Source organism: Mitsuaria sp. TWR114 (assembly GCF_007997345.1).
The window spans coordinates 1-7,167 of record NZ_VOSR01000584.1 but is presented as its reverse complement, the minus strand read 5'-3'; the positions used below and the strand labels follow the sequence as shown (position 1 = coordinate 7,167).

Sequence of the window (7,167 nt, the reverse complement as noted above, 5' to 3'; positions counted from 1 at the left end):
CGGCGATCGAGGCGGCGCTCGCGCTCGATCCCGACCAGCCGAAGGCGCTGGCCCTGGCTGGCGCGGCCGCAGTGCGCCAAGGCGACTTGGCGCTGGCACGTCGGCACTGGACGAGGCTGCAGAGGCTGCTGGAGCCGGGTTCGGACATGGCGCAGCGCGTTGGCGCCGACCTGGCGCGGCTTGCCGAAGACACCTCGCCGGCCTCCGCTCGGCCGGCCGCGCCCGCCCCGGCGGCGGACCGATAACAGTCGCGCAAATGACCGAAGCCCCGGTTCGTCGTGCGACGAACGGGGGCTTCTGCGTGTTGGATGGTGCCGGCTATCGGATTCGAACTGATGACCTACCGCTTACAAGGCGGTTGCTCTACCAACTGAGCTAAGCCGGCACACGGAGAACTGGTGCGTCGCAGCACTGCGCCGCGGGCTGCATTCTAGACGCAGCGATGAGGGCCGATGAACGAAAACAGCTCGCTCATCCCCTCATCTGGACGATCACTTGATGCGCTTGAGCGCCGGGCGACCGCCCGACGGACCCGCGCCCGGATCGTCGTCGTCCGGTGCGGGCGCCACGACCGGCGCCGGGGCGGCGACGGGTTCGGGCTTGGTCTCGCTCTGGCCCTGGCCGTCGCCCTCGGAGGCCAGGCGCAGGCCTCGGGGAGCGCTCCCAGCCGGAGCCCGCGCGGCGGCGCTGGCTTCTTCCGGGCTCGGCGGCGGGAAGGCCATGCCCTGCCCGTTCTCCCGCGCGTAGATCGCCACCACATGATCGACCGGCACGATGATTTCGCGCGCCACGCCACCGAACCGGGCCTTGAACTGGATCAGTTCATTGCCGAGGTCCAGGTTGCTGGTCGCGTCGAAACCCACGTTGAGCACGATCTCGTTGTTGCTCACGTACTCGAGCGGCACCTGCACCATGCGGTCCACGTGGACCGCGATGTAGGGCGTGAACCCGTTGTCGGTGCACCACTCGTGCAGGGCGCGGATCAGATACGGCCGCGTCGAACTGGCGGCGAGCCCGCCGCCATCCTTGCTGTCATCCATGGGGAGGCAGTGTATTACTTGCGCATCACCTTCTCGGACGGCGTCAGCGCCTCGATGTAGGCCGGACGCGAGAAGATCCGCTCCGCATACTTCAGCAGCGGCACCGCGTTCTTCGACATGTCGATGCCGTAGTAGTCCAGGCGCCACAGCAGCGGCGCGATCGCGACGTCCAGCATCGAGAAGTCGTCGCCCAGCATGTACTTGTTCTTCAGGAAGATCGGCGCCAGCTGCGTCAGGCGGTCGCGGATCTGCGAACGCGCCTTCTCCAGCTGCTTCTCGGTCGGCTTGACCGACTGGCCGCGGTTCTCCAGCACGTTGACGTGGGCGAACAGTTCCTTCTCGAAGTTGAACAGGAACAGGCGCACGCGGGCGCGGGCCACCGGGTCGCCAGGCATCAGCTGCGGATGCGGGAAGCGCTCGTCGATGTACTCGTTGATGATGTGCGACTCGTACAGGATGAGGTCGCGTTCGACGAGGATGGGCACCTCGTTGTACGGGTTCATCAGCGCGATGTCCTCGGGCTTGGCGAAGAGGTCGACATCACGGATCTCGAAGTCCATGCCCTTCTCGAACAGCACGAACCGGCAACGGTGCGAGTAGGGGCAAGTGGTTCCGGAATAAAGCACCATCATGGCAGTGGACTCCTGATCGACGCCTCTCGGCGTCCTCGTTTTCTAACAACAACACCAGCCAAGGGCCGGCGTGGTCAAAGACCAAACAAACAAACGACAACGCAGTGGGAGCCTCTTCGGCGCCCCACTGCGCTTGAGGGCCCGGCCAGCGGCCGAGCCATCGGGACTTACTTGACGTCCTTCCAGAAGGAAGCGTTCAAGCGCCAGGCGAACACGGTGAACCCCAGCAGGAACAGCACCACGATGATGCCGAGCCGGAAACGCAGTCCCTGCGCCGGTTCGCCCATCCATTGGAGGTAGGCGACCAGGTCGGCGATGGACTCGTCGTACTGCTGCGGTGTCATCGTCCCGGGCGTGACCTGTTCGAAGCCCTTGAAGACATGCACGACCTTGCCGTGGTCGTGCGGGTCCTTTTCCTCTTCGAACCTGGCGGTGCGGACGCCCTGGAGTTCCCACAGCACGTGCGGCATCGCCACGCTGGGGAAGGCGAGATTATTCCATCCCGTGGCCTTGGTTTCGTCCCGGTAGTACTTTCTGAGGTAGGTATACAGGTAATCCGCCCCCGTTCCCTTGGCACCGTCGGCCCTCGATCGGGCGATCACGGTCAGGTCGGGCGGCGTCGCGCCGAACCAGTCCTTGGCCTGCTTCGGGTCCAGCGAGACCTTCATCGTCTCGCCTACCTTCTCCCCGGCGAACAGCAGGTTGCCCTTGATCTGCTCGTCGGTCAGGCCGATGTCCTTGAGCCGGTTGTAGCGCATGAAGTTCGCGCTATGGCAGTTCAGGCAGTAGTTGACGAAGAGCTTGGCGCCGTTCTGCAGCGCGGCCAGGTCGTTCATCTTCTGCGTCGGGAAGCGGTCCCACTCGATCCCGCCCTCCGACGCGAGCGCCGTCGACGTCAGGCCCGCGCCCAGGCACAGCGACGTCAGCAGCGTGGCGATGATTTTCTTCATTCGTTCGACTCCGTGACGTTGGCGGTTCAGTGCGGGTGATACGTGACGCGATCGGGCACCGGCTTGAACTGGCCGGCCCTGCTCCACCACGGCATCAGCAGGAAGAAGCCGAAGTAGTACAGCGTGCCGATCTGCGACACGATCGTTCCCGCATCCGACGGCGGCTTCACGCCCAGGTAGCCCAGCACGAGGAACAGCAGCACGAAGATTCCATAGAGATACTTGTGCCAGTCGGGCCGGTAGCGGATCGACTTGACCGGGCTGTGGTCCAGCCAGGGCAGGAAGAACAGGATGATGACCGCGCCGCCCATCACGACGACGCCCCAGAACTTGGCGTCGAAGGTCAGCAGCAGCGCGATGCCCACGACCGCGCCCACGACCACGATCCCCTTGCCCAGCGTCGACAGCCCGCCGCGCAGCAGCGTGATGAGCGCCGAGATCCCGATCACGCCGCACAGCACCTGGACCATCACGTCGGTGGTGGCGCGCAGCATCGAGTAGAACGGCGTGAAGTACCAGACCGGCGCGATGTGCGGCGGCGTCTTCAGCGGGTCGGCGGGGATGAAATTGTTGTACTCGAGGAAGTAGCCGCCCAGTTCCGGCGCGAAGAAGATCACCGCGGAGAAGGCCATCAGGAAGAGGCCGACGCCGAAGATGTCATGCACCGTGTAGTACGGATGGAACGGGATGCCGTCGAGCGGGCGGCGTCCGGCCCCTTCTTGGCCTTGATCTCCACGCCGTCCGGATTGTTCGAGCCCACCTCGTGCAACGCGATGATGTGCGCCACCACCAGGCCCAGCAGCACCAGCGGCACGGCGATCACGTGGAAGCTGAAGAAGCGGTTCAGCGTGGCATCGCCGACGACGTAGTCGCCGCGGATCAGCAGCGCCAGGTCGTTGCCGACGAAGGGCACGGCCGCGAACAGGTTCACGATCACCTGCGCGCCCCAGTAGGACATCTGTCCCCAGGGGAGCAGGTAGCCCATGAAGGCCTCGGCCATCAGGCACAGGAAGATCGCGCAGCCGAAGATCCAGACCAGCTCGCGCGGCTTTCTGTAGGAGCCGTACAGCAGCCCGCGGAACATGTGCAGGTAGACCACGACGAAGAACGCCGAGGCGCCCGTCGAGTGCATGTAGCGGATCAGCCAGCCCCAGGGGACGTCCCGCATGATGTACTCGACCGACGCGAAGGCCAGCGCCGAGTCGGGCTTGTAGTGCATCACCAGGAAGATCCCGGTGACGATCTGGATCACCAGCACCAGCAGCGCCAGCGAGCCGAAGATGTACCACCAGTTGAAGTTCTTCGGAGCGTAGTACTCCGACATGTGCTCCTTGTAGAGCTTGGACGCCGGGAACCGGTTGTCCACCCAGGTCATGAGCCGGACGCCCATCGGAGCGCCGGCGGGTGCTTCCTTGAATTCAGCCATGTCGTGAATCTCGCTCCGGGTTAGGCCTGCTTGTCTTCACCGATCAACAGCTTGGTGTCCGACAGGAATGTGTAGGGGGGCACCTCGAGGTTGTCGGGGGCAGGCTTGTTCTTGAAGACGCGGCCGGCCATGTCGAAGGTCGAGCCGTGGCAGGGGCAGAGGAAGCCGCCGTGCCAGTTGTCCGGGAGCGAGGGCTGCGGCCCCGACTGGAACTTGTCGCTGGGCGAGCAGCCCAGGTGGCTGCAGATGCCGACGACGACCAGGTACTCGGGCTTGCGCGAGCGCCACTCGTTCTTGGCGTACTCGGGGATGGGGAAGGCCTTGCGGTCCGACTGCGGATCGGCGAGGTCCGGGTCGTTGGACTTGAGCGCGTCCAGCTGCTCCTTGGTCCGGTGGACGATCCACACCGGCTTGCCGCGCCATTCGACGGTCAGCTTCTGACCCGGGGCGAGTCCGCCGATGTCCACTTCAACGGCGGCGCCGGCCGCCTTGGCCCGCTCGCTGGGAGCGAAGGTACTGACGAACGGGACGGCGGTGGCCACGCCGCCTACTGCTCCCGCGCAGCCGGTGGCGATCAGCCAGGTGCGCTTGCCTTGGTCCACTTGTGGGTCACTCATGAGGGTCCTTACAGGGAACTTCTGATCAGGGGCAACCAACGATTCTAGGTAAGAAAGTTCCGGGCCGCCCCTAGGCGCTCTACCGATGTGCATCGGTGCACCACGTTGACATCGGTCGTGGCGCAAACGCCGTTAGGATGCTTGCCCGGAGGCGGAGGGCCACCCGGGAAAGCGCTTGGTAGTGGGCGCCTTCGCACACGTGGAGCACAAGGAGCAAGCGATGGGTTTTTTGACCGAATTCCGTGAGTTCGCCGTCAAGGGCAACGTCATGGACCTCGCCGTCGGCGTGATCATCGGCGCCGCCTTCGGCAAGATCGTGGACTCCGTCGTCAAGGACCTGATCATGCCGATCATTGGCAAGGCGGTCGGCGGGCTGGACTTCAGCAGCTACTTCATCCTCCTGTCGGACCCGCCCGCCAACTACACCGGCCCCATGACCTACGAGGCGCTCACCAAGGCCGGCGTCCCGCTCTTCGCCTACGGCAACTTCCTGACGGTGCTGCTGAACTTCATCATCCTGGCCTTCATCATCTTCGTGATGGTGAAGCAGGTGAACCGCCTGAAGCGCGACACCCCCGCCGCCCCGGCCGAGCCGGCGGCGCCGCCGGAAGACATCCAGCTGCTTCGCGAGATCCGCGACGCGCTGAGACGTGACAAAGCGTAAAGCTTTCATCAATCGTCACCTTTTGCGCACAAGCCGGGTGAGCCCCACCCGGAGGTGGGATGGTCATCGCCGATACTTATCATGTGGTGTGGTCACCACAATGTGCCTGAAGCTTCGATGAACCGTCTGAATCCCCACGTCGACGCGGCGCTGCAGCGCGTGCGCCTGGCGGCGGAACAAGCCGCCGAGCGCGGCGCCGAAGGTATGGGTCTCGCCGCACTGTCCTCCGGACAGGCGAAGCGGCGGGACGCGCTGCTGTCCGCGCAATTCATCTTCCGCAAGCATCAGGCGCTGTTCTCTCAGCGCTTCGACCAGTCCATGCGACAGCAGGCCGCCGATACACCGTCGCCGGGCGGCGCCGCGGCGGGCACGTCGCGTGCCGCGCCCAAGGTGACGCAGTGGGACGAGCTCTCGCTGATGGACGACGACCAGGTCAACACCATGGTCGCCACCGACCGGATCGGCCTGGCCCTCGGCCACCAGAGCGAGTGGGAGCTGCGCGAGGTCAATTCCTACATGGGCGACATTCCCGGCGTGGCCGAGGACCGTCACCCGCTGCGCCCGCAGGCGATCGCCCAGGCGCTGATCGAGGGGGTCAACGCCGTCACCGACTACGCCGACACCCGCCAGGTGCTGGTCGACGAGCTCACCCGCGCGCTCTCGCTGGAGATGCGCGCCTGCTACGCCGACATCGCGGGCCTGTTCCGCAGCCGCGGCCTGCGCCCGCAGGACCTGCGCGTGCGGGCGACCGCGGGCGCCGTGCGCAGCGGCCATTCGATGCAGGGCGCCACCACCTCGGGCGTGCCGCTGCACGACAGCCGCTACGCGACGATGCCCGGCGCGCTCCACCCCTTGCAAGGCAGTCGCGCCGGCGGCCTGCACAGCATGGCCGGCGGTTTCCAGGGCAGCGGCCATGGCGGTTATCCGGCCAGCGGCAGCGGCGCCCATGCCGGCGGCTTCGGCGGCGGTTTTGGCGGTGGGGTGGATCCCCAACTGATGGAACTGCTGCGCCGGCTGGCGCAGACGCCCTCGGCCGGCCTCGGCGGTCCGACCACCGGCGGCAGCCTGCCGACCAACAGCCAGTGGCAAGGCTGGGAGGGCGACGCCGGCGCCTATGTCGAGGGCGCGCCGCTGGTGCTGCCGCCCAACCTGATCCACCTGCATCGCGACGAACTGCGGCAGGCGGCCAACGGCTCGCTCGACCACATGGTGATCGACGTCGTGGCCGGCCTGTTCGACCAGATCCTGTCCGACGCCAAGCTGCCGCCGCTGATGGCGCAGCAGATCGCCCGGCTGCAGCTGCCGGTGCTGCGCGCGGCGCTGGGCGACCGCTCCTTCTTCTCCTCGCGCCGGCATCCGGTGCGCCGCCTGGTCAACCGCATCGCGACCCTGGCGGCCGCCTACGACGATTTCACCGACGACCCCGGCAAGTCCTTCCTCGCGCTGGTGCGCGAACTGGTCCAGGACGTCGTCAGCGGCGACTTCGACCGCATGGACCTCTACGAGTCCAAGCTGGTCCAGCTCGAGCAGTTCATCGAGGACCAGACCTCCGAGGCCCTCAAGGCCCAGGGCGACGCGGCCGCGCTGCTCGAGCGCAAGGAGACCGAGCTGCGCCTGCAGCGCCGCTACATGCAGCAGCTGCAGCAGGCGATGGCGAACGTCGACATGCGGGACTTCCTGCGCGACTTCCTCACCCAGACCTGGAGCGAGGTGCTGGTGCATGCGTCGCGGCACCCGGACCTGGACGCCGCCCTGGTCGACCGGCTGCGCCAGATGGGCCGCGACCTGGTGCTGTCGGTGCAGCCCAAGACCACGCCGCAGCAGCGCCAGGCCTTCCT

6 protein-coding genes, 1 tRNA gene and 2 pseudogenes are annotated in these 7,167 nt (G+C 66.3%); 3 read left to right on the top strand and 6 right to left on the bottom strand.

What is annotated here, in order from left to right; all coding sequences use genetic code 11:
- A pseudogene (locus tag FUT87_RS29085) lies at positions 1-245 on the top strand (c-type cytochrome biogenesis protein CcmI); the annotation flags it as partial.
- 64 nt (positions 246-309) lie between these two features.
- On the opposite strand, the gene FUT87_RS20030 reads toward FUT87_RS29085, so the two are convergent.
- The 6 genes and pseudogenes from FUT87_RS20030 to petA all read right to left on the bottom strand — a co-directional run bounded on the left by FUT87_RS20030 (position 310) and on the right by petA (position 4,665).
- Positions 310-385, bottom strand: a tRNA-Thr gene (locus tag FUT87_RS20030).
- Between the two features lie 106 nt (positions 386-491).
- Positions 492-1,040, bottom strand: coding sequence for a ClpXP protease specificity-enhancing factor (locus FUT87_RS20025; RefSeq protein WP_147242159.1), 549 nt, complete (start codon positions 1,038-1,040; stop codon positions 492-494).
- 14 nt (positions 1,041-1,054) lie between these two features.
- Entirely contained in the window at positions 1,055-1,672 is a 618-nt protein-coding gene (locus tag FUT87_RS20020; protein WP_091721758.1) for a glutathione S-transferase N-terminal domain-containing protein, read from the bottom strand.
- Positions 1,673-1,839: 167 nt separating this feature from the next.
- Entirely contained in the window at positions 1,840-2,622 is a 783-nt protein-coding gene (locus FUT87_RS20015; RefSeq protein ID WP_091721753.1) for a cytochrome c1, read from the bottom strand.
- A 26-nt stretch (positions 2,623-2,648) separates the two neighbouring features.
- A pseudogene (locus FUT87_RS20010) lies at positions 2,649-4,048 on the bottom strand (cytochrome bc complex cytochrome b subunit).
- A gap of 20 nt (positions 4,049-4,068) precedes the next feature.
- Positions 4,069-4,665: a ubiquinol-cytochrome c reductase iron-sulfur subunit gene (gene petA / locus FUT87_RS20005; protein ID WP_091721747.1), complete on the bottom strand. Its 597-nt coding sequence runs from the start codon at positions 4,663-4,665 to the stop codon at positions 4,069-4,071.
- A 220-nt stretch (positions 4,666-4,885) separates the two neighbouring features.
- Here petA and mscL point away from each other — a divergent pair, with 220 nt between their 5' ends.
- On the top strand, positions 4,886-5,329 hold the full coding sequence (gene mscL, locus FUT87_RS20000) for a large conductance mechanosensitive channel protein MscL (RefSeq protein WP_091721743.1): 444 nt from the start codon (positions 4,886-4,888) through the stop codon (positions 5,327-5,329).
- A gap of 117 nt (positions 5,330-5,446) precedes the next feature.
- The coding region (locus tag FUT87_RS19995; RefSeq protein WP_186830647.1) for a DUF1631 family protein at positions 5,447-7,167 on the top strand (1,721 nt) is incomplete at its 3' end.